Origin of the sequence: Micromonospora zamorensis (genome assembly GCF_900090275.1) — a bacterium.
GTDB lineage: Bacteria > Actinomycetota > Actinomycetes > Mycobacteriales > Micromonosporaceae > Micromonospora > Micromonospora zamorensis.
This window is the reverse complement of the sequence record NZ_LT607755.1, coordinates 1134762-1156223: the sequence shown is the minus strand read 5'-3', so window position 1 is coordinate 1156223 and position 21462 is coordinate 1134762. Positions and strand designations below refer to the sequence as shown.

The 21462-nt window shown below is 73.0% G+C and carries 18 protein-coding genes; 9 read left to right on the top strand and 9 right to left on the bottom strand.

The genetic code is table 11. The features are described 5' to 3' along the window. Positions 1 to 26: 26 nt before the first annotated feature. Positions 27 to 389, bottom strand: a complete 363-nt coding sequence (locus GA0070619_RS32160; protein WP_255509111.1) for a Dabb family protein — start codon at positions 387 to 389, stop codon at positions 27 to 29. Between GA0070619_RS32160 and GA0070619_RS05235 the strand changes: the two genes are divergently transcribed. The 9 genes from GA0070619_RS05235 to GA0070619_RS05195 are packed head-to-tail and all read left to right on the top strand — an operon-like array spanning position 382 to position 9055. After that, positions 382 to 2022, top strand: a complete 1641-nt coding sequence (locus GA0070619_RS05235; RefSeq protein ID WP_088947006.1) for a nitrilase-related carbon-nitrogen hydrolase — start codon at positions 382 to 384, stop codon at positions 2020 to 2022. The two genes, GA0070619_RS32160 and GA0070619_RS05235, sit on opposite strands and share 8 nt — an antisense overlap. A 2-nt stretch (positions 2023 to 2024) precedes the next feature. After that, the gene (locus GA0070619_RS05230) at positions 2025 to 2831 is read left to right on the top strand and encodes an oxidoreductase (protein WP_088947005.1); all 807 of its coding nucleotides are present in this window, start codon (positions 2025 to 2027) and stop codon (positions 2829 to 2831) included. Continuing rightward, positions 2828 to 3817: an alpha/beta hydrolase family protein gene (locus tag GA0070619_RS05225; protein WP_197699597.1), complete on the top strand. Its 990-nt coding sequence runs from the start codon at positions 2828 to 2830 to the stop codon at positions 3815 to 3817. The genes GA0070619_RS05230 and GA0070619_RS05225 overlap by 4 nt, the downstream gene beginning before the upstream one ends. A 6-nt stretch (positions 3818 to 3823) precedes the next feature. Beyond that, positions 3824 to 5089: an aromatic ring-hydroxylating dioxygenase subunit alpha gene (locus GA0070619_RS05220; RefSeq protein ID WP_088947004.1), complete on the top strand. Its 1266-nt coding sequence runs from the start codon at positions 3824 to 3826 to the stop codon at positions 5087 to 5089. Then, complete coding sequence (locus tag GA0070619_RS05215) at positions 5086 to 5808, top strand: hypothetical protein (protein WP_088947003.1); 723 nt, start codon at positions 5086 to 5088, stop codon at positions 5806 to 5808. Before GA0070619_RS05220 ends, GA0070619_RS05215 begins: the two co-directional genes overlap by 4 nt. Further along, complete coding sequence (locus GA0070619_RS05210) at positions 5801 to 6790, top strand: hypothetical protein (RefSeq protein ID WP_088947002.1); 990 nt, start codon at positions 5801 to 5803, stop codon at positions 6788 to 6790. The genes GA0070619_RS05215 and GA0070619_RS05210 overlap by 8 nt, the downstream gene beginning before the upstream one ends. Beyond that, positions 6787 to 7635: an SDR family NAD(P)-dependent oxidoreductase gene (locus GA0070619_RS05205; RefSeq protein ID WP_088947001.1), complete on the top strand. Its 849-nt coding sequence runs from the start codon at positions 6787 to 6789 to the stop codon at positions 7633 to 7635. Before GA0070619_RS05210 ends, GA0070619_RS05205 begins: the two co-directional genes overlap by 4 nt. Then, positions 7632 to 8315, top strand: a complete 684-nt coding sequence (locus GA0070619_RS05200; RefSeq protein ID WP_088947000.1) for a hypothetical protein — start codon at positions 7632 to 7634, stop codon at positions 8313 to 8315. The genes GA0070619_RS05205 and GA0070619_RS05200 overlap by 4 nt, the downstream gene beginning before the upstream one ends. After that, positions 8312 to 9055 carry a maleate cis-trans isomerase family protein gene (locus tag GA0070619_RS05195; protein WP_088946999.1) on the top strand — a complete coding sequence of 248 codons (744 nt, stop codon included), beginning with the start codon at positions 8312 to 8314 and terminating at the stop codon, positions 9053 to 9055. Before GA0070619_RS05200 ends, GA0070619_RS05195 begins: the two co-directional genes overlap by 4 nt. Positions 9056 to 9124: 69 nt before the next feature. Here GA0070619_RS05195 and GA0070619_RS05190 read toward each other — a convergent pair whose 3' ends face one another. From GA0070619_RS05190 to GA0070619_RS05155, 8 genes are all read right to left on the bottom strand, one after another. Beyond that, positions 9125 to 10501: a hypothetical protein gene (locus tag GA0070619_RS05190; RefSeq protein WP_157743908.1), complete on the bottom strand. Its 1377-nt coding sequence runs from the start codon at positions 10499 to 10501 to the stop codon at positions 9125 to 9127. Further along, a complete protein-coding gene (locus tag GA0070619_RS05185) occupies positions 10498 to 11202 on the bottom strand; it encodes a neocarzinostatin apoprotein domain-containing protein (protein ID WP_172861981.1) in 705 nt (234 codons plus the stop codon). The genes GA0070619_RS05190 and GA0070619_RS05185 overlap by 4 nt, the downstream gene beginning before the upstream one ends. A gap of 65 nt (positions 11203 to 11267) precedes the next feature. Then, positions 11268 to 14078 (bottom strand): ABC transporter permease subunit, encoded by a 2811-nt coding sequence (locus GA0070619_RS05180; protein ID WP_088946996.1) that lies wholly within the window; start codon positions 14076 to 14078, stop codon positions 11268 to 11270. After that, the gene (locus GA0070619_RS05175; protein WP_157743907.1) at positions 14075 to 16045 is read right to left on the bottom strand and encodes an ABC transporter ATP-binding protein; all 1971 of its coding nucleotides are present in this window, start codon (positions 16043 to 16045) and stop codon (positions 14075 to 14077) included. Before GA0070619_RS05175 ends, GA0070619_RS05180 begins: the two co-directional genes overlap by 4 nt. Positions 16046 to 16142: 97 nt before the next feature. Next, positions 16143 to 17501 (bottom strand): type 1 periplasmic-binding domain-containing protein, encoded by a 1359-nt coding sequence (locus GA0070619_RS05170; protein ID WP_088946994.1) that lies wholly within the window; start codon positions 17499 to 17501, stop codon positions 16143 to 16145. After that, positions 17498 to 18691, bottom strand: coding sequence for a hypothetical protein (locus GA0070619_RS05165; protein ID WP_088946993.1), 1194 nt, complete (start codon positions 18689 to 18691; stop codon positions 17498 to 17500). Before GA0070619_RS05165 ends, GA0070619_RS05170 begins: the two co-directional genes overlap by 4 nt. Then, positions 18688 to 19716: a WxL protein peptidoglycan domain-containing protein gene (locus GA0070619_RS32675; RefSeq protein ID WP_172861980.1), complete on the bottom strand. Its 1029-nt coding sequence runs from the start codon at positions 19714 to 19716 to the stop codon at positions 18688 to 18690. Before GA0070619_RS32675 ends, GA0070619_RS05165 begins: the two co-directional genes overlap by 4 nt. A gap of 73 nt (positions 19717 to 19789) precedes the next feature. Continuing rightward, the gene (locus GA0070619_RS05155) at positions 19790 to 21442 is read right to left on the bottom strand and encodes a WxL domain-containing protein (RefSeq protein WP_172861979.1); all 1653 of its coding nucleotides are present in this window, start codon (positions 21440 to 21442) and stop codon (positions 19790 to 19792) included. Between the last annotated feature and the right edge of the window lie 20 nt (positions 21443 to 21462).

The window sequence follows — 21462 nt, the reverse complement described above, 5'->3', positions numbered from 1 at the left end:
CGGGCCGCGTCGGTCGAGCGCTGCCGTCAGTAGTCGACGACGACGCGGGCCGCGAGGCGCGGCTTGAGCCAGCCCGCCACCTCCAGGTGGGCGGGGTGGGACTGGTAGGCGCGCAACGCGTCCACGTCGGTGTGTGTGCTGATCATGCACAGGTCGTAGGAGACCGGGGTCCGCAGCGTGTCCAGGGCGACGGTCAGCGTCGCGATCTCATCAATTGAGCTGGCCAGACCTTCCAGCAGCGACCTCGCCTTGGCAGCATCGGCCGCATCGTCGAACTTCATGAGTACCACGTGCGTAAACACCTGTTCTTCCCCCTGTTCCCCGGCGTCGCCCGAGTGTATGTTCTGGAAACAGCGTTTCGCCAGGGGAACCGGAGCGGGAATGACCATCAGGGTTGCCGCCGTACAGTTCGAGGCCGGCCAGGACATCGGGGCCAATCTGGCCACCTGCCTGCGCCTGGTCACCGACGCCGCCCGACAGGGCGCACAGCTCGTGGTGCTACCCGAGTTCTGCAACCATCTGGCCTGGTACACCGACCGCGCCCAGGCGCACGCTCTGGCCACCCGGCCGGGCGACGATTTCCTCACCGCGATCTCCGCGAGCGCCGCCGAGCACCGGGTGTATATCAAGATCAATGTCACGCACGCCTATCCCGACGGACGCACCGGCGGCACCAACTTCCTCTTCGGCCCGGACGGGGCGCTGCTCGGCAGCTGCGACAAGCAGGTCCTGATGGGTGCCGAGAACGACCACCTCGACCCGGCGACCGAGGTCGGACCGGTGCTCGACACCCCGATCGGCCGGCTCGGCATGTACGCCTGCATGGAGGGCGTCATTCCCGAGACCACCCGCGGGCTCACGCTGCGCGGCGCGCAGGTGCTGCTCAACAGCCTGAACTCGTTCGCCACCGATGAGGCAGCGCTGCACATTCCGGTGCGGGCCGCGGAGAACCGGGCCTGGGTGATCGCCGCCAACAAGGTCGGCCCGCTGCTGCCCGCCGAGCATCTGCCGGCCATGAGCCGCGGCCTGGGCGTGCCGGAGCAGTGGCTGCACGGGGCCGGCGAGTCGCAGATCGTCGCACCGGACGGCACGGTGCTGGCCAAGGGGCCGCGTACCGGTGAGGCGGTCGTCATCGCCGACATCGCTCCGGAGTGCGCCGACGACAAGCACCGCCCGGACGGCAGCGACATCCTCGCGGCCCGCCGGCCGGAGCTCTACGGCCCGCTCGGGGACGCGCCGACCGGCCGCCGGCGGCCGCCCAGCGCGTCGAGCCTGCCGGTCGCCGTGGTCCGGCCGCGGGAGCCCGGCCAGGCTGCCGACCTGCTCGCCAAGGCGGTCGCCGAGGGCGCGCTGCTCGCCGTGCTCGCCGAGAACGCCCTCGGCACGCACGTCGGGCCGGCCGAGGTGGCCGCGGCGCTGACACCGAAACTGCGTGGCACCAACGGGTACGCGGTGGCCACCGCCCGCACCGCCGACGGCCCGGTCGGGCTGCTCATCGGCCCGGATGGCGTGCTCGGCGAGCAGCCACAACTGCATCGGGCCGGCGCGGCCCGCGACGCCGTGCGGCCCGGAGACGCGCTGCGCACCTTCGACCTGCCCTGGGGGCGGCTGGCGATCGTGGTCGGCGACGACGCGATCTTCCCGGAGACGTTCCGGCTCGCCGCGCTCGCCGACGCCGATGTGGTCGCCGTGCCGTTCACCCCGCGCGAGCCATGGGAGCTGGCGCTGGGCCTGCCGGAGCGGGCTGCGGAAAACCGGCTCAACGTGATCGCCGCCGGGCCGCTCGGCACCGGCGCCGCGGTCTTCGCCCTCAGCGCCGACTTCACCCTCTGGACCACCTGGGCCGGGCCGTTCACCGGCCGGATCAGCAGCCCACTGCGCACCGACATCGCCGCCGACCGGTCCGTCACGCATGCCGTCGTGGCGCCGGCGCAGGCGGCGAACAGGCTCGTCTCCCGCCGCACCGACCTCGTCGACGGCCGCCCGTGGCGGCTCGTCCAGGCCCTTACCGAAAGGCGCTGACCGTGGCCGACACCTTGAAACACGTCGAGGAGATGCTCGACGACTCCCCCACTGTCGACGTCCACGAGACGTTCCACCGGTACCAGGCACTCCTGAATGAGCTGAAGGACAAGATCACCGCACGGTTCGCGCTGACCCGCGACCCGTCCACCGAGGCGCTGGAAAACTACGGGGACTACCCGAACGGACCGGGCGGCTCGCTCGCCGCGTACACCGGACCCGAGGTCGACTGGCTCGTGCACTCCTGGCTGGGCAACCCGGGTGCCAGCTTCGCCAACCTGCACCTGACGTGTTGGCTGGGCCCGCAGGTCAGGGTGCCGCACCTGGGATTGGCCCTGCTGGTCTGGCCCGGCGGCTGGTTCTACGTCGACTCGGTGCCCCGGGTCAACATGGTCGAGGACGGCGACTACTACGACAGGTACTACGAGCCGGCCAACGAAGAGTGGCTGCAACTGCGCAACGACCCGGCGTTCGACTACTTCGTCAGCCGCGCCGGGTTCATCCGGGCCAGCCTGTCACCGACGGCGTACTGCTACTCCTTCGACCGCAGCCCGGAGAACATCGAGAAGGTCAGCCAGGTGACCCACGCCCACGTCGACCGCTGGCTGCGCTGGGTCGACGAGGCCGAGCCGGTGCCAGCCGAGGAGCGGGCCGCGCTCGCCGAGACCGATCTGCGGATCCGCCGCAATATCGCCGACCGCGACCCGGCGAACGTGATGGGCGTGCGCTACTTCGGCGAGGAGACCACCAACCAGCTCGTCCGCGCGCTCTGGGGCGGCGACCGCGAACTCCCCCGGCCGTCGGCATGAGCGGTGGGCAGGAAGGCGGTGTCCGGTCGGTCTGGTGGGCCGTACGCGTCCCCGGCGCGCCGGCACCGTTCGACACCGCGCACCTGCGGGTCTACTACCCGGCCCGGCCCACCGGCTCGGACGCCGAGCGGCTCAGCGGGGTCCTGGCGGCCGACCCGGCCGGTGCCCCGTACCCGGTGGCCCTGCTGGTCTCCGGCGTCAACGTCGGGCAGGACGCCTACCGCTGGCTGGCAATGGAACTGGCCGCCCGGGGCGTCGTCGCGGTGACCTACGACTGGGTCGGAGTGCTCTTCGCCGGCCTGCACGGGATCACTCCCGGCGTCGACCTGGACGCGGCCCGGCCGGACGGCTACGGCAGCCGACCGACCAGCCCCTCGCTGCGCCCGGTGCTCGACGCGCTGGCGCAGCTCACCGGGCCGCTCGACGGGTTGCTCGACCTCGACCGGGTGGCGCTGGTGGGTCACTCGGCCGGCGGTACGGTCGCGCTGCAGTCGGCGCGGTTCCTGCCCGAGGTCCGTGCGGTGGCCAGCTACGGGGCGCACACCATGGTGGCGACCATGCTCGGTTGGCCGGCCGGCACCGTGCTGCCGGCCCAGGTGGACTGCCCGGTCATGCTGCTCGCCGGCACCCACGACGGCGTGATCAACGGCTCGGCCGACCGGTACGGCGAGGACACGGCCACCCGCGCCGACCCGATCACCCGCACCTTCGACGAGGCGCTGCCCGACGCGGGCGGCACCAACCTGCTGGTGCGGCTGGCCGGCGCCAACCACTTCAGCATCGTGCACCCGCTCGATCCCACCTCGGCGCGCGCCTTCCTCGACGAGGAGGCGACCGCCGAGCCGGAAGCCACCCGCGCGCTCCTGGTCGACCTGCTGTCCGGGTTCCTCGCCGTCCACCTTCGCGGCGAACCGACCGACGGCTTCGACCGATTGCTGGCACAGCTCGGCACCACCTCTTCGATCGCCTCGTTCCGTCGGAGGTAAGCCACCATGCTCAAGAACTTCTGGTACGCGGTCGAGTTCTCGGACCGGGTCACCACCAAGCCGGCCCGGATCACCGTGCTCGGCCAGTACCTGGCCCTCTACCGCACCCCGCGCGGGCGCGTGGTGGCTCTGTCCGACCTGTGCGTGCACCGAGGCGCGGCGCTCTCCGGCGGTTCGACGGCCGGCGAGAACATCGTCTGCCCGTATCACGGCTGGGAGTTCGAGCCGGGTGGGGCGTGCACGAAGATCCCGGCGAACCAGCCCGGCCGGGGCATCCCGAACAAGGCCCGGGTCGACTCGTACCCCGTGCAGGAGCGCTACGGCTTCGTCTGGGTCTTCATGGGCGACCTGCCCGAGGCCGAGCGACCGCCGATCCCGGTCTGGCCGGAGTTCGACAACCTGGTGGAGAACGGCGGCAAGTTCCGCGCGGTGACCGGCGAGTTCCTGTGGAAGGCCAACTACGAGCGGATCCTGGAGAACGGCTGCGACATCGCGCACGCGCCCTTCGTGCACGGCGGCGCATTCGGCAACCCGCAGAAGCCCGAGGTTCCCGAGTACGAGCTCGAAATCCCCGACGAGTGGTCGGCGTACGCCACGGTCAGCCTGCACCCGCCGCGCTCCAAGGGCCTCTGGTCGCTGGTCAACCGCAACAACGCGGACCTGGCCAACCGCCCGCCGGTGGTCACCTCGGCCGGTTGGATGCTGCCCAACATGATCAAGCTGCACGTCCGGCTGTCGATCGGTGAACTGATCATCTACGACACCAACATTCCGGTGGACGAGACGACCACGCTGGTCAAGTGGGTCGCACTGCGCACCTTCTTCACCGGGGCGTGGGCCAACCGCAACGCCGTGCAGCGCGTACTCAAGATCTTCTACCAGGACGCCGAGGTGGTGAACAACGTCCGCCCCGAGCTGCTTCCGTTCGACCTCGGCGCGGAACTGCACGTCAAGAGCGACCTCATCGCGGTGCACTACCGGCGACGCCGCCAGGAGCTGGCCGAACGAGGCTGGATGCTCTCCGACGCCGACCGGATCACGGGCGACGTGCCGCGCCGGGAGGCGACCGTCATCCCCTCGCCGGCCCGCCGGGAGAACCCGGAGCTGGCCCGCGCCTGGGTGCACAAGGCCAAGGGCGACCACCCGACCGTGGCGGAGGCGCAGCGGATCGGGCTCAAGCGCATCACCGAGGAAGAGGGCGCCGACGCCGCCGCAGGAGCCGAGGCGCAGGCGAGCCCCACCAGCAGCGCGACGACGAAGGAGCAGGCATGAGTCTCCCGCTGGAACTCTGCGAGAACGCGGTGGCCCACCTGACCGCCCGGCACCCGCTCACCGCGGTCATCGACGAGCCGCTGAGCAGCCCGATGTCGCCCGACCCGGTGGGTGCGCTGCGGGTCTGGCAGGGCGCACCCGGTCAGCCGGTGGCCAAGGTGGTCTACGTCGGGCTGGTCGTTCCGATGATCCGCCTCGACAGCCACATGGTCTTCGCCTTCACCGCCGCCGACAGCGCGGTCCCGCACTTCACCCTGGACTCGGTGTACGGCGGCGACTACTACGCCTACCACCTCGACCTGATTCCCCGGGCCGAGCTGAGCAGCCACCTGCCCTACCTGGACGCGGCGTACCAGCCGCTCACCCCGGTCTTCACCGAGGCCAGCGCGATGGACGGGCTGAGCCGGGCCGACATCGGGCCGCGCCAGCACGCGCTGATGTCGCCGTGGATGCTGGTCAGCCGGGCCACCGAGGAGGCGTTCCGGAAGATCGGAGCCGCCGTCTCCGCGTACGCCGAGCACTGGTCCGCGCTGGTGACCGACGGCCTACCGGCCGACGTCGTGGCGGGCCTGGCCGACACCGACCTGGCCGCCCGCGACACCGCCGTGCGGGTCAACCTGTTCAGTCCCGACGTCGACCCGGTCTGGGCCCGGGTCACCCGGCTGATCGGCGAGCCGGCGACCGACCGGATCCGGGCGGAGCTGATCGGCAATGGGTGAACCGACCGCACCGGCGGCGGCTGAACCGAGCGAGTGGCAGCAGCGGATCGCCGGCGAGTGGCACGGCCGGCCGTCGCTGTTCACCGCCACCGGTGTGTGGCAGGGCTTCGAGAAGATCCGCCGCTCGTCGGTCTTCGCCGACGGCGTCACCACGTACTTCATGGACGGCGGGCTGGTCGGCGGGGGCGAGCTGGCCGGGCGCTACCGGCTGGGCGCGCCGTTCGCCTTCGGCGTCATCGACTCCGACGCCGACCGGGTCTACACCGGCCCCGACTTCTTCGGCACCGGCCAGCCGTACGGCTCCTTTGTAGACTCGCATTACTACGGCCCCGGCTGGCAGGTCGACCTGAACACCTGGAATCAGGTGTTGCCCGACGGCGAGACCCAGGTCTACTCGTCGATGCTCTACCAGGGCTGGACGGTGGTGGGCTGCTTCAACGGCGTCTACACCCGAAGCTTCGACCACGACACCAACCCCGACACCCGCGAGCGGGTGGCGCGGTTCCTGTCCGCCGAGGAGCGGCGCGGTCCGGTGCCGTACATCCTGCCGACCAAGCAGGCCGGCGCGTTCACCGGCAGCTGCGAGCTGTGGGGCGCCGACCAGCAGCTGCGCGGCGAGGTCGCGGTGCGCCTCGACCTGGAGCCGATCGATCTGCTGCGCACCCGGCGGGTGGTCAGCTGGGCCGGTGCTGGCCTGGACCGGCGGTACGTGGTCGAGCAGCGCCGCGACGGTGACCGGCTGTTCTTCGAGGGCCCCGACGCCTGGGGCAACGCGCAGGGCTTCGGCCGGGCCAGCTACCCGTCCTGGCACTTTCACGCTGACGGCGGCGACGTGTGGAAGGTCAAGGGCCGCGAGTTCGCCATCGACGCCGAACCGGGCATGTCCGCCGGCGGGCGCCTCGCCGTGGTGTACGAGCTGTTCCGGGGCAACGTGCTGGACAGCGTCCTACACGGCCTGCTCGCCTGGGAGCCGGCCGAATGACCGCGGTGGTGGTGACCGGCGGCACCCGCGGGATCGGTGCCGGCCTGGTACGCGCGCTGCTGGCCCGCGGCGCCCGGGTCGCGTTCTGCGGACGCAGCGCGGAGTCGGTGGCAACTGCGCTCGCCACACTGCGTTCCGAAGCCTCCGTGCCGGCCGGAGCCGAGGTGCTCGGGGTACGTGCGGACGTCACCGACCGCGCCGACGTGTCCGTGCTCTGGGCGACGGCCGCCGAGGCGTTCGGCGGGGTCGACATCTGGATCAACAACGCGGGCACGAACCATGCCCGCCGCCCACTGTGGGAGCTGCCGCCGGCAGAGCTGGACGGAGTGCTCGCGGCGAACCTGGGCGGGGTGGCACGGGCCAGCGCGGTGGTGCTCGCCGCGATGATCGAGCAGGGCCGCGGCGCGCTGTGGAACATGGAGGGCTTCGGCTCCAACGGCCAGGCCCGGCCGGGGCTGACCGGGTACGGGGCATCGAAGCGCGCGGTCACCTACCTGACCGACGGGCTGGCCAAGGAGCTCGCCGCAGCCGGGGTCGCCGACAGGGTCACCGTGCACCACCTCTCCCCCGGCATCGTCGTGACCGACCTGCTCACCCACGACTACCCGCCGGACGAGCTGGCGAAGGCCAAGAAGGTCTTCAACATCCTCGGTGACCGGGTCGAGACGGTCACCCCGTGGCTGGCCGACCGGGTCCTCGCCGGGGGCCGCAACGGCAGCCGGGCCGCCTGGCTGACCAGCCGCAAGGCCGCCGCTCGGTTCGCCGTCGCCGCCTTCCGCAAGCGCGACCTCTTCGGCGAGCCCGTCGGCGGCCCCGCGGTGACCCGGCGCGAGCACCTGTCGTGAACGGCAGCGACTACACCGTCGTCCTCGCGCTGGAGGACTTCGTGCCGACCGGTCTGGCGCTGGTCGGGTTCTGGATCCTGGCCAGCGTGGCCGCCCGGGTCGTGCCGCAAGTGGGCCCGGTCGCCCGCGTCAGCGCCGTCCTGATCGGCCTCGGCGGCCTGGCCAAGTCGACCTGGAAGTTGCTGCTGGCCGGATTCTCGATCGACCTGCCCTGGCTGGAGGCGGCGCTGTTCCCGCTGATGGCGGTCGGCGCGGTCGGGCTGATCTGGGGCCTGGCGAGCGCGCTGCGCGGGCGTAGCGTGCCGTGGTGGCCGTTCGCCGCCGTGCTGGCCGTGACCGCCGGCGTGGCCGCCGCGTACGCCATCTTCGCCCCCATCTTCGCCCTCGCCACCACGGGCGTGACCACCGTCAGCGTCCTGGCCGCGATCATCGCCGGCCGGCGGCGTGCCTGGGGCGCGGTGGCGCTCTACGTCGCCGGGCTGGCCTGCGTGCTGCTGCTGGTGCCGCTGCGCAACCACCCCGATCACGAAACCCTGGCCATGCAGTGGGTGGAGCAGGGCACCAACACCCTCGGACAGGCGGCGCTGCTGGCCGCGGCGTGGCTGACCGTGCGCGCTCACCACCCGGCCTCGACCACGTCCCACCCGACCCCCGCCCAGGAAGGAGCCGTCCGCTCATGACCGACGCGCTCGGCTGGCGCCGCAAGTTCGGCGTCATCGCCCCGTCGACCAACACCATCGTGGAGCCGGACTTCTACCGGATGACAGTGCCCGGGGTGACCGCGCACTTCTCCCGGATCCACATCCGCGACCAGGACCTCTCCAGCGACGGCAACTTCGAGAACCTCCTGACCCAGATCCGCGACGAGATCGGCGGGGCCTGCGAGCGGGTGCTGACCTGCGAGCCCGACTACATGGTGATGGGCATGTCCGCCGAGACGTTCTGGGGCGGCGTCGAGGGCAACCGGCAGTTCGTCGCCCAGATCAAGGCGATCACCGGGCTGGAGGTGGCGACCGGCGCGGAGGCGTGTGAGCGGGCACTGCGCCTCTACGGCGCACGCCGCATCGGCGTGGTCACACCGTACCAACCGATCGGCGACACGAACGTCGTGCAGTTCTTCTCCGAGATCGGCTTCGAGGTGGCCGCGATCGAGGGACTCAAGTGCCCGACCGCGGTCTCCATCGCCCACGTTCCGGAGGACGAGTTGCGCCGGGCGCTGCTGGCCGTGGACGGCCCGGACGTCGACGCCCTGGTCCAATGCGGCACCAACCTGTCGATGGTCGGGCTGGCCGACGAGGCCGAGCGCTGGCTCGGCAAGCCGGTGATCGCCATCAACGCGGCGACCTGGTGGATGGCGCTGCGCGAGAACGGGATCACCGACAAGGTGTACGGCGCCGGTTCCCTGCTGCGCGAGCACTGACACGGCGCTGTCGGCAAACGCAAGCGGCGCGGGCCGGGGCAGCATCCCCGGCCCGCGCCGTTCGCCGGTTCAGCTGCGCAGCAGACGGCGACGCCTCGGCAGCACCACGACCAGACCGACACCGAGCAGGAGCGCCGCGCTCGACCAGAGCAGTATCAGCGTCGTCACGCCCCCCTCGCCCGTGGTCGGGAGCGACCCACCACCGTCGCCGTTGCCACCGCCACCGCCTTCGCCCTCGTCGTCGGTCGCGGCCCGCGACTTCACCGTGAACTTGGCGACGATCGACGTCTCCTTCGGGCCGGTGACCGGATCGGCGCCGGCGTTGCACTCGGTGTCGACCTGCGGGTGATCGAAGACGACGTTGGTGACCGTCAGACTGACCAGGCCCGCCTGCGAGGTGGTGTAGGTCCCGGTCAGCGTCGCGCCGGGCAGTATCGCGTTGGCGTCGATCGCGCCGTACGCCGGGCCCGTCAGGTTGACCGTGCCGCTGCCCACCCCGCCGACCTTGACGGTCGCCTTGGGCACCAGGTCACCGGCGCCGACAGGCACCGGTCCGCTCTTCGGGCCGGCTGAGAACTTCAGGCTCACCGTCACCTTGGCACCCCGACCGGGGTTGCTGGGCGACATGCTCAGCGTGTGCGTGGCGGTCCACGTCGAGAGGCTGCTCAGCGTCTTGCAGTTCAGCTTCACGCTTTTCGGGCCGAAGGGTTGGGCCGACGTGTCGACCTCGTCGGTTGCCGTCGGCGGCGGGTCGTCCGTCGCGGACGGCGGGAGCGACGGCGACGGTTTCGCGGAGGGCGGCGGCGTTGCGGAGGCGGACGGGCTCGGCGGTGGGGTCGCGGTGCCGGTACCGCCGACGGTGAAGCTCTCCACGATAGAGGTCGGCACCGGTGCGGCCTTGTGGTCGCGGTCGCCGGCCGCCGAGCAGTGCGTCGTGGCCGAGGCGTTGGCGAAGGTGACCCGGCCGACGGTGAGCGTCGCCGCCCCGGCCGCGGCGGCGAAGTAGGTGCCGGTCGCGGTGATCGGGCCGAGCGGTTGCGCCGGGGCGACGGCCCGCGCGGGGTACGAGGACATCCGCAGCGTCGCGCTGCCGGAGAGCGAACCGCCCAGGGCCAGCGTGACGTTCACCGGAACGTCACCGGCGTTCAGCCCCACCGGCCCGTTGTCGGGGCCGGTGGGCGCGGTGAGTGTGACGGTCACCGTGTCGCCGACCTTCGGCTCGGCCGGCGACTGGGTCAGGGTGAAGGTGTCCTGCCAGACCGTCGGCGAGCTGCCGGTGCCGGCGTCGTTGAAGTAGAGCCGGCAGCCCAGCGTCGCGGCCGTGGGACCGATCGCCGCGGCCGGTGGCGCCGCCCGGGCGGGGGCCGCCGCTGGGATCGTCAGCAGCAGCGGCGCCAGGACGAGCGCGGGCGCTGCCATCCGGACGGGGAAACGACGTCGGGTCATGAGGACCTCCGGTTCCGGTAGGGCATCAGCACGAGCAGGCCGATGCAGAGCAACAGCAGGCCGGAGCCGACCAGCACGGTGACGGCGTACCGGTCCGGGCCGGCGTTCACCCGGTTGGCGTTGACCAGCGTCGGGGCCGATGTGCCGGCGGCGCCCGCCGGCCCGGTCGGGGGTGAGGTGGTGGCGGCCGGTGTGGCCGAGGGTGCCGCCGGCGCGGCTGGGGTCGCGGACGGGGTTGCCGGTGCGGGCTTCTGCGCCGGCTTCTTGCCGAACGTCAACGTCACCGAGACCTTGTTGGCCTCGACCTGGTCGGCGTTGCCGCTCGTGGGCAGGATCTGCGCCGCGACCACGCACTCGCGCTTGGTGCAGTCGAACGCGCCGAACTTCTGGGCCAGCTTCAGGGTGACCGTGGGCAGCTTCCCGCTGCCGTCGGCGTTGACGAACGCGGCGCCGCCGGACAGATTGCAGTCGGTCGGGCCCTTGAAGCCGGCGACGCACTGACCGACGGCGATCTGCTTCAGGTTCGGGGCGAAACCCGAACCGTTGACGATGACCTGCTGCTTGTCCGTCAGCCCGGTGGTCACGCTGACGGTGAGGGCCGGCGCGGCGAACGCGGCCGGGGGTGCTGCCACGACGGCGAGGCCACTGCTGGTGGCGAGCAGGGCGGCGAGCGTGAGCGCCCGGCGGCGGAAGGTTCGCACGGCGATCTCCTGACAGGTTCGGCGCAGGCCGGCACGGGCACGTGGCGGGGCGACGCGGAGCGGGCTCACGACGGCACCGTCGTACGTTGAGCGGGCACGCCGGAGCGGTTGACGGCGGCGTGGTCGGTGCCGAGGTAGGAGCGGACCACGTCGGGGTGGGCGCGGACCTCCTGCGGGGTGCCGTCGGCGATGACCCGGCCGCCGTCCATCGCGACCAGGCGGTCGGCGAGCCGGGCGAGCAGCGGCAGGTCGTGCTCGATGATGACCATGGTGACCCCGAGTTCGTCGTGGATCCGGCGCAGCACCTCGCCCAGCGCGACGCCGTCGGTCTGGGACACTCCTGATGAGGGCTCGTCGAGCAGCAGCAGCGCTGGCTCCAGCGCCAGCAGGCAGGTGATCTCGACGATCCGGCGGGTGCCGGTGGACAGTTCCCCGACCAACCGATCGGCGAGCGGGGCCAGGCCCATCAGCGTGACAAGTTCCTCGGCCCGGTGGCGCTTGGCCTGGTCCGGCCCGGTGGCACCAAGAGCCGCGGCGACGAGGCTGGTCGGTGCGGTGCGTTCACCTGCCACCATGACGGTCTCCAGCACCGTCATGGTGGCGAAGAGCCGGGCGTCCTGGAACGAGCGCACCAGCCCGAGACCGGCCCGCCGCTGCGGCGACAGCCCGGTGACCGGGCGGCCGGCGAACAGGACCGCGCCCCGGTCGGGGCGGGTGAAGCCGGCGATGATTTCGAACAGGGTGGTCTTGCCGGCGCCGTTCGGGCCGATGATGCCGACCACCTCGCCGGCGGCGACGTCCAGGCTGGCCCCGGCGACGGCCCGCACGCCGCCGAAGGAGCGGGCCACCTCCCGCACCGAGAGCAGCGGCTCGCCGGTCGCCGCCGGTCGCAGCGGGACGGTGCGCGGCGGGAGCGTGATCGGGCCACCGCCGCTGGCGGCCTGCGCCGGCCCGCCCATCTCCTCGGTGGCGGACGGCGTCGGTGCGTCGCGCCCGCGGGCGATCAGCGCGGCGATCCGGTCACGCAGCCACAGCACCGGCCCGCCGAGTCCGGCCGGCAGCGCGATCACCACGACCAGCCAGACCAGGGTCAGCGCGGCCTGGCCGATGATGTCCAGTTCCAGGAATCCGGGTACGCCGACGATCAGGAACGCCCCGAGCAGCGGGCCGCCCAGCAGCGTGATCCCGCCGACCACCACTGTGGCGACGACGTCGATGCTGGCCGACGCCGGGAACGTGTTCACGGTGAGCTGGCTCTGCCCGTGGCCGATCACCGCCCCGCCGAGACCGGCGAGCGCGCCCGCGACCGCGTACGCCTGCAGGACCCGCACCGGCACCGCGACGGTGAACGCGCGGGCGGCGTCGGCGTTGTCACGCAGCGCCACCAGGATCCGCCCGAAGGCGCCGGCGCGCAGGTTGGCGGTGACCCACAGGCCCAGCAGCAGCACCACCAGCGCGAACAGGTAGTAGTCGGTGGCCAGGTCGAAGGTGTGGCCGAGGATGCGCGGCTTGGGCACCTGCGCGCCATCGCCGAGCAGCCAACCCTGCCGCAGCAGGAACGTGCTGGTGGCCAGCGCGAAGGCGAGCGTGGTGACGGCGAGGGCGAGCCCGCGCAGGCGCAGCGCCGGCACGCCGACCGCGACTGCGGCCAGCGCCGCCGCCGCGCAGCCGGCGAGGATCCCCAGGAACAGGTTGCCGGTCCGCACGGAGACCTGCACCGACACCGCGGCGCCGATGCCGGCGAACGCGAACTGGCCCAGGGACAGCTCGCCGGCCACACCGGTGACCAGCCCGATCGACAGGCCCACCAGGGTGAAGCCGATGATCGCGATGAGCACCGAGGCGGTCTCATTGCTGATCACGAAGGCCAGCACGGCGGCGACGGCAAAGCCCACCCCGGCGACGACCCGGCCCAGGTTGCGCAGCAGCCAGATCCGCTGGTAGGCGGCGGGCAGCGGCGGCGCACCGATCCGGCCCCAGCCGCCGTCCTCGCCGTCGCGGCGCGCGCGGACCGGATGGGCCAGCAGCGCGACCAGGATGACCGCGACCAGGGCCAGCTCCACGAGGCCGCCGCTGGACTGACCGGACAGCAGGATCTGCTCCCCCACCCCGATGCCCAGCGAGGCGCCGAACGCGATCGGGACGGAGGAGAACCGGGCGATCACCGCGCCGGCGAGGCCCCGCACCAGCAGGGCCGGGCCGAGCGACTCAATCGACTGGGTGCCCTGGGTCGGCGCCATGAGGATCGCCGAGAAGGCGGCCACGGCACCGGCGATCGACCAGGCGAGGGTCGCCATCCGGGCCGCGGTGACGCCGTTGAGGGTGGCCGCGTCGGGGGCGTCGGCGGCGGCCCGGATCGCCAGCCCGAACCGGCTGCGCTTGAGAAACATGGCGAGCCCGACCAGCAGCACCGGAGTGAGCAGCAGCATCGCGGTGAACGCCGGGCCGACCGGGGTGTTGCCGATGGTGAACGACGGCATGCCGGGCGGCGCCGGGAACGCCGGGCCGCTGGCTCCCGAGCTGTTCACCAGCAGGGCGAGCACGAGCACGAACTGGGACAGCCCGAGGGTGGCGATCATGCCGATCACCCGGGGCCGGTGCCGCAGCCGGCGGACCACGCTCAGCTCGATCGCGCCGGAGACCGCGGCGGCGGCGAGCATCCCGACCGGCAGGGCGAGCCAGTACGGCAGCACCCCGTCACCGACCAGCCGGCCGAGCACGGCGGCGCCGAACACCCCGACCGCGCCGTGTGCGAAGTTGACGAACCGGCTGGACCGGTAGACCAGCACCAGCCCGACCGCCAGCAGCCCGTACGTGAGGCCGGTGAACAGGCCCAGCACGATGCGGTCCGGGCCGACGTCGAAACCGCCGATCATCGGATCACCGCCCCGTCCACCGGGGTGGCCTCCGACGTGGGCGCGTCCTGCGCCTGGGGCGCGGGCTCGGTGTCGTGCGCCTGGGGCGCGGGCTCGGTGTCCTCGGCTGGCGCGTGGCCGCCGAGCATCAGGGCCCGGACCAGGTCCGGCTGACCGGCCAGCTCGCCCGCGGTGTGCTCGGCGACCATCGCACCCTTCTCCATGAAGTAGATCCGGTCGGCCAGCGACAGCGCCACATTGACGGACTGCTCCACCACCAGCACCGAGGTGCCCAGCGCGTTGAGTCGGCGCAGCATCTCCAGCAGGCCGCCGACGACGACCGGGGCCAGGCCGAGCGACAACTCGTCGACCAGCAGCATCCGGGGGCGCTGGATCAGCGTCTTGGCGAGCACGAGCAGTTGCCGCTCACCGCCCGACAGGGTGGCGGCGACCTGGTCGCGCCGCTCGTAGAGGCGGGGAAAGACGGCGAACGACGCGTCGACCCCCCGGTGCACCGCGTCGCTGCGCCGGCCCAGCGCGTAGCCGTGCATGCGCAGGTTCTCGGTGACGGTGAGCGAGCCGAACACCGCCTGACCGACCACCGTGGACATGCCGAGCTCGATCCGGCGGGGCGCGGTCAGCGCGGTCACGTCGGCCCCGCCGAGCCGGACCACCCCGGCTGCGGGGCGATGCAGGCCGGAGAGCACCCGCAGGAACGTGGTCTTGCCGACCCCGTTCGGGCCGCAGATCGCCACCATCTCGCCGTCGCCGACGCGTACGGCCGCGTCGTAGAGCACCTGGACCGGACCGTACGCCGCGTCGATGCCGGAGCAGGAGAGAGCGGCCGGACGTGCGCCGCTGTGCCGTAGCCGGGCGACCTCCGCCTCGTCGGCGAGCACCCGGGCCAACCGTTCGGCGTCAGCGGCGGCGGTGCGCCGGAGCCGTCGGGCGTAGCCGGCGCCGACCAGCACCGCCGCCGCGGCCACCGCCAACGCCGGACCGGCGCCGTACCGGGTGTTGAGCAGGGCGAGCAGGCCGGCGCCGCCCAGGCCACCGGCCAGGGACAGCACCGATGTCGCCGCCACGAACGCGGGGCCGGCGTCGGGGTGGAGCACCTCGGCGGCGATGCGTTCGCCCGAGACGGCGAGCGCGACCAGCGCACCGACGGCGACGGCCAGGCCGGATGCGAACAGCACGACGCCGACCGTGGCCCCGACGGACAGGGCACCGGCGGCGACGAGCAACCCGGCCGGGGCTGCGGCGACGGCGAGGCGCAGCGCCCGCTCCCCGCGCACGAGCACCGCAAGCGCGGCCCCGGCGAGCAGCGCGTCGCCGATGACTCCGACGGCGCCGCGCGGACCGAGGCCGAACCCGGTGCGCAGCACGTCGACGGCGAAGATCAGCGCGCCGGGCACGATCATGCCGAGGCCGGCCTGGGCCAGCACGGCGGTACGCGCGGTGCGTGGGCGGGTGGCGTTGTCGAACAGGGTGCGTAGCGCCGGTGGCCAGCCGGCATCGCCCGGCAGTTCCGCGGCGGTCGCCCCGGCCAGCACGCCGAGCGCCGCGAGGACGCCCGCCGCCGCCCAGTGGTAACCGGATCCGCCGCCCGTGCCGCTGGCGAGCAGCGCGGCCAGGCCGAGCCCGTTCAGCAGCCCCACGTGCCAGTACCGCAGGGCGGCCGTCGCGGCGGCGATCGCGCGGCCGGACACCACCAGGACCGCCCAGGGCAGTCCGAGCGCGGTGAGCGCGAGCAGCCCCGGCACCGGGACGGCGACGTTGACCACCAGCAGCAGCGCGGCGCCCAGCCCGGCGCCGGCGAGCAGCGCGGCGCGTACCGAATGGCGGTGCGGTACCCGCTGCACGACCGCGACGGTCGCTGCCGCGCCGACCACCGCGGCGGCGATCACCGCGGTCAGCACGCTGGTCAGGTCGACATCGAGACTCCGGGCGAGTCCCGCGGCGCCGAGCAGCGGCACCCCGGTCAGCAAGCCGCTGGCCGTACCCGCTCCCCAGCCCGCGCTGCGGGAACGCCATGCTCTTGCACCGTCGCGGGCGGTGCCCGGCGGGACGCTCCGGCGGGTGTTGTCATCGGGTCGCAAAGGACACGTCCTCCCCGCGGTAGGTGAAGCAGGCGCAGCCGCTGTCGTAGCCGAACGCCCGGTAGCCGTTCGAGGCGGCGAACCGGTCCGGGCCGAGCCGCCCGGAGAATCCGGTGGCCGGCTGGAACTGCGTGTCGAGCCTGCCCACGGCCGCCAGCCACCGGTGCGCGTTGAGGTCCGCGCCGAGGTCCTTCGCGCCGGTCTGCAGCAGCAGGACCGCGTCGCAGTACGGGAAGGCCACGCGGGCGTTCTCGCGGGTGCCGAACGATTCCCCCGCTGCGGCGAAGATGCCCAGGCAGGCTCGTTCGGGGTCGGTGGCGGGGAAGGCGTACTCCCGGTCGGCGACGTCCTGGCTGGGGTTGAAGCCGATGCCCACCGCCCCGGTCAGTGCCTCGCGCGGAATGATGTCCGGGTTGCCGATCAGGAAGCTGGGATTGTCGTAGCTGGAGATGCCGTACCGGGCGGTGAAGCCCTGCGCGGAGGCGGAGGTGAGGAAGAAGGAGGCCAGCCGGGTCCCGCCGAGGAAGAAGACCCGCTCGACGCGCTTGGCCCGCAGGTCGACGGCGGCCTGGTTGAGCCCGGTGTTGAGGGTGCCCAGGTCGGTGGAGTCGATCCAGGCCACGGTCGGGGTGATTTCCCGCTGCTTCAGGTACGGCACCACGTGCTGCTCGTACATCGCGCGGTTGGCCGGTGCGTCGACCGCGACGATGCCCGCCTGCCGGGCACCGTCGAAGAAGCCCTGCGCGGCCAGCGCCGGCAGGTACGCGCGCACGAAGTCGTCGTACGCGGGATAGGCCGGGGCGAACAGGTATGGCGCGAGGCGCTCGTTCGTTGCCTGGTCGATGGTGATCAGGGTGGCGTCGAGCACCAGGGTGTGCCGCTGTGCGTAGCAGGGGCGGGCGTTGGCCTGCAACTGACCGGTGAGCACGACCGCGAACGCGCGGTCGTCCTGGGTGATCTGGTTGCAGAGCTTCTCTTCGGCGGCCGGTGAGTCGTCGCTCGCCTCGTAGTTGCGGAAGACCGCTCGCATCCGCCGGCCGGCGATGCCGCCGTTGGCGTTGACGTGGCTTTCCAGCGCCCGCATCTGGCGTACCGGGTCGCCGGCCGAGGCGGTGTTGAACCCGGTCAGGTTCGCCGTCCTGGTCAGGTCGGTGCCGACGAACACGACGGTGACCGCGTCGGCGGTGACGCCGGGTCCGACGCCGGTGCCGTCGGCGCCGCCCACTCCGGGCAGCACCGCGCCGCAGCCGACGAAGGCGAGCAGCGCGGCGACGGTGGCGATGGCCGCCCGTACCGTCAGGGCCCGGTCCCAGCCGGTGGTGTGGGTGCCAGGGTCGCGACTCATCGAGGGCTCCCGAGGTAGGTGTCGAGCGCGGCCAGATCGATCACGGCGGCGGCGCTCTGGTTGCCGGCGCGTGCTCCGGCCGGCGTGGCCGCGCCTGGGCGGGCGGCGAGCACCGCGTCGAGGGCGGTGAGGTCGATGACCGCGGTGCCGGCGGCCTCGGTGCCGGATGCGTTCGGCAGTCCGGTGTCGCCGAGCAGGTCCCGCAGCGCGGCGACGCTCAGGTGGGCGTTGGCCCGTCGACGTAGCCGGCCGGCGCCGGGAGCGTCGTCGAAGACGAGGTACGCCCCGAGTGAGCCGACCCGCACGACGGACGGCAGCAGCGTGCCGGTCGGGGCGGCGGCCATCGCGGGCAGCGGCGGGCGGTCGCGGCGGTTGGCGATGCGGCGGGCGATGCCCACGACGATCAGCGTCCCGCCGAGCAGGTGCACCAGGAACAGGCCCCACGGGTACGTCCGGAGCGTCACCTCGGCCGGGCCGAACCCGCCCAGGTCGGCCTGCACGGTGTACCGGCCGAACGCGGCGAACGGGGTGGTGACGGGTATCCGGTAGGTGCGTGTCTCGCCCGGCCGGATACTGCCGGTGCCGGGCGTGCTGACCCGGTCGCCGCCGCCGTCCCGGCCGATCCGGACGTTGAGGGGCGGGTTGGGCAGCGGGTGCGGCCCGGGGTTGTGCACTGTGTAGACGAGGGTCCGGGTCGCGGCGGCGCCGAACAGGCTCCGCCAGCCCGGTCGGCCGGCGATCCTCGCCTCGACCAGGTCGAGGCGGACCGGGGCGGCCGAGACGGTGGGGGTCTCTCCCATGGTGTGCCCGGTGAGTTCCAGCGGCGCGTCGACCTGGCCGCGCGCGGTGCCGCCGACGAGCGTGGCGTGCACGACGCACGGGCAGGGCACCGGCGGGGTGCCGAGCACGAGTTGCACCGCGAAGGTGCCGTCCGGGCGCACCGGAACAGCCAGGGCGGCACGTGTGTCGCAGGAGGCCGAACCGCCGATGGCGAGTTGCCCGCAGGTGACGAGCTGGACCAGTGCGCCGCCGGGCCAGCCGGTGCCGTTCACCCCGAGCCGGTCGCCCGGTGCCGCCGCCGGGGCGGCGAGGGTCAGTCCCTCGGCTGCCCACGCCGGCCCGGTGGGCAGTGCCAGCCCGATGACCAGCCCGCACACGACGGCGGTCAGGGTGCGTCCGATCCTCGTCATCCGACCTCCGCGTGCGCGCGGACGCGTGAGACGCCCCGGGGGCGGGCCACCTGGGCGCGGCGGCGCCTGCGCCAGGCCACGACTGCGGCGGCGATCAGCGCGGCGAGTGCGGCGACGCCGGTCCAGGAGACGACGACGGTACGGGTGGTCCGCACCGTGAGCACGCCGCCGTCGGCCTTCGCCGTCACGGTGGCGGTGACGACGTCGACCGGCCACAGGCCGGTGAACCGGGTACGCATCCGCGACTCGGCGCCCGGGACCAGGTCGAGCTGTGGGGTGGCGCCACGCTGGTGGATCCGGTGGCCGAACATGCCGGAGGCGGTGACCGTGATGGTGGGGGCGAGGCGCAGGTTGCCGGTGTTGGCCAGGGTGTATTCCAGGGCACCGTCGACCGGCGTGGGCAGCCAGGGCGTCGGGTGCGTCAGGTCCAGGTCGGCGAGGTTGAGCCCGGGCATCTCCGGCCCGGCCACCCGCAGGTAGATGCGGGCGCCGACGGCCCGCTGCACCGCGACGGCGACGCCGTTCTGCTCGCTCCGACCGCCCGGGACGGACTCCATCGCGACGATGCCGCCGATGTGGTCGCCGGGGCTGGCGTTCGTGGGGATGGTGATGGTGAACGGGATGTCGGCCTGCGCCTTGGGCGGGAGCACCACGGTGCCGGCGCCGACCACCGTCCACACCCCGATGTCCGACTGCTTCTCGGTGAGCTGGCGCAGCGCGAATCCGCCGTCGCGGGCGGTGTTGTAGGCGTCCGCGCCGTACACGGTGAAGGTGCGCTCGGTGTCGGTGCGGTTGATCACCCGCACGGAGTCGGTGAGGGTCCGGCCGGCGGGTGACTCGAGGAAGAAGTAGAGCCGGGGGGTGGGTCCGGCGTTGGCCGGCGGGGTGGGCACGACGGCCCACTCGCCGTTGTCCGCAGCGGCGGCCGGCCTGATCGGGACGACGGTCAGCGTGACAGCGGCGACTGCGGCGGCGAGGGCTGCCGCACCGGTGCGGAGGCGGCGTGGCCAGAGGGGGTGACGCACGCGGTTCCACCCTTCGACTGGTCGGTGTGGGGGCGGCCGGCTCGCACCGACCGCCCTCACCTCGATGCGGTCCTCAGCTCAGGGTGAGCGTGAGGGTCGCGGCGTAGGTACCGGCGAGCTGGTTCGCCGGCACGGAGAGGGTCAGCCCGGCTGAGGCGTCGAAGCTGCCGCCCGTACCGGTGGCGCTGGTCGGTGCGGAGCAGAGCGTCGCCGCGTCGACCGTGCCCGGGGTGCCGGCCACCGCGGTGACCGCGTTGGTCGCGCCCGCGGTGTCGACGCAGGCCGGTGTCCAGGACAGGTTGCTCTTGGCGATGGTTCCGCCCGGGGTGCCGGTGAAGTCGGTGACCGTGCCGACGAGGCTCCACCCGAAGGTGCTGCCCCGGTGGTCGGTCACCGTGACGGTCGACAGGTTGCCCGTCGCCGTCTGCACGCTGCCGCCGACGGTGACGCCGGAGAACGGGATGTTGCCGGTGCCGGCGGCGCGAGCCATCGACAGGTTTCCGGCGGTCACGGTCTCCGACAGGTTGTACGACAGGGTGCAGTTGCCGGTCGTGGCCGAGCCGGTCTTGGCGGTGCACGAGTCAGCCGACCCGGTCCACGCGGAGATCGCGAACAGGGCGCCGGACTGCGCGCCGATGTACGCGGTGGCGCTGTCCGTGACGGTGAAGGTGGCGTTGATCCCACCGGTGGCGCCGGCCGTGGCCGTCGTTGCCGGGTCGCTCGTCGCGGGCGGCGGCGGGGCGCCGGTGAGCGCCTTGTAACCGCCGATCGTGACTGTGCTGCCCGGGTTCCAGTTGGTGCCGGTGACCGTCACCACGGTGCCGGAGCCGCCACCGCTGGGAGTGATCGCGATGCCCGGCGAGCCGAGAATCGTGATCGGGACGGAGACCGTGTTGGTCCCGTCCGAGACCGCCACGGTACGTGCTCCCGTGGTGGCGCCGCTGGGCACCGTGAGCGTGCCGGTGCCGACGCCGGCGGCGTCGGTCGTGCCCGTGCCGGAGCCTTCGGCCGTTCCGGTGCCGTCGGCCGCGCGCAGTGTTGCGGTCAGTGCGGTGGACGGCGCGAGACCGGTCACCGCGTAGTTGATGACGTTGCCGGCCCGGGCAGCCCCGGTCACGGTCTGGCCGGTCACCGAGGTGACCGAGACCGTGCCGCCGAAGACGGTGAAGCTCTCCACGATGGAGGTCGGGACCGGTGCTGCCTTGTGGTCCCGGTCGCCAGCCGCGGAGCAGTACGTCTTGGCGATCGGGTTGTTGAGGATCACCCGGTTGACGGTGAGCGTCGCGGCTCCGGTCGCTCCGGCCACATAGGTGCCGGTGGCGGTGATCGGGCCGGTGGGGGTGTTGCCGGGGACAGGACCGGCGGGGTAGTTGGTCTGCTGGAGGGTGACCGGGCCGCTCTGTGAGCCACCCAGCGCCGCCTCCACGACGATCGGCACGTCACCGGGGTTGATCGCGACCGGGCCGTTGTTCGGACCGGCCGCAGCGGTGAAGGTCACCGTCACGGTCTGACCCGGGCTCGGCGTCGCCGGCGTCTGAGTGAGCCCGAACGAGTCGGCCCAGTTCGTCGGCGAGCTGCCGGTACCGGCGTCGTTGAAGTACAGCCGGCATCCCAGGTTGCCCGGGGTGGGGCCGTACGCCTGCGCGGGGGACACGCAGACCGCGGTCGCGGCGGCGGCCAACGCCGCTACGCCCACCGCTGTTGCCGTAGTTCTGAGCAATCCCATTGCGGTCCCGCTCTCCTTCC

Coding starts and splice junctions, on each gene's coding strand:
- GA0070619_RS05210 (WP_088947002.1), top strand. CDS start 5,801: ATGGGTGAACCGACCGCACCGGCGGCGGCTGAACCGAGCGAGTGGCAG.
- GA0070619_RS05225 (WP_197699597.1), top strand. CDS start 2,828: ATGAGCGGTGGGCAGGAAGGCGGTGTCCGGTCGGTCTGGTGGGCCGTA.
- GA0070619_RS05235 (WP_088947006.1), top strand. CDS start 382: ATGACCATCAGGGTTGCCGCCGTACAGTTCGAGGCCGGCCAGGACATC.
- GA0070619_RS05205 (WP_088947001.1), top strand. CDS start 6,787: ATGACCGCGGTGGTGGTGACCGGCGGCACCCGCGGGATCGGTGCCGGC.
- GA0070619_RS05180 (WP_088946996.1), bottom strand. CDS start 14,078: ATGATCGGCGGTTTCGACGTCGGCCCGGACCGCATCGTGCTGGGCCTG.
- GA0070619_RS05155 (WP_172861979.1), bottom strand. CDS start 21,442: ATGGGATTGCTCAGAACTACGGCAACAGCGGTGGGCGTAGCGGCGTTG.
- GA0070619_RS05165 (WP_088946993.1), bottom strand. CDS start 18,691: ATGACGAGGATCGGACGCACCCTGACCGCCGTCGTGTGCGGGCTGGTC.
- GA0070619_RS05170 (WP_088946994.1), bottom strand. CDS start 17,501: ATGAGTCGCGACCCTGGCACCCACACCACCGGCTGGGACCGGGCCCTG.
- GA0070619_RS05195 (WP_088946999.1), top strand. CDS start 8,312: ATGACCGACGCGCTCGGCTGGCGCCGCAAGTTCGGCGTCATCGCCCCG.
- GA0070619_RS05190 (WP_157743908.1), bottom strand. CDS start 10,501: ATGACCCGACGTCGTTTCCCCGTCCGGATGGCAGCGCCCGCGCTCGTC.
- GA0070619_RS05220 (WP_088947004.1), top strand. CDS start 3,824: ATGCTCAAGAACTTCTGGTACGCGGTCGAGTTCTCGGACCGGGTCACC.
- GA0070619_RS05215 (WP_088947003.1), top strand. CDS start 5,086: ATGAGTCTCCCGCTGGAACTCTGCGAGAACGCGGTGGCCCACCTGACC.
- GA0070619_RS32160 (WP_255509111.1), bottom strand. CDS start 389: ATGGTCATTCCCGCTCCGGTTCCCCTGGCGAAACGCTGTTTCCAGAAC.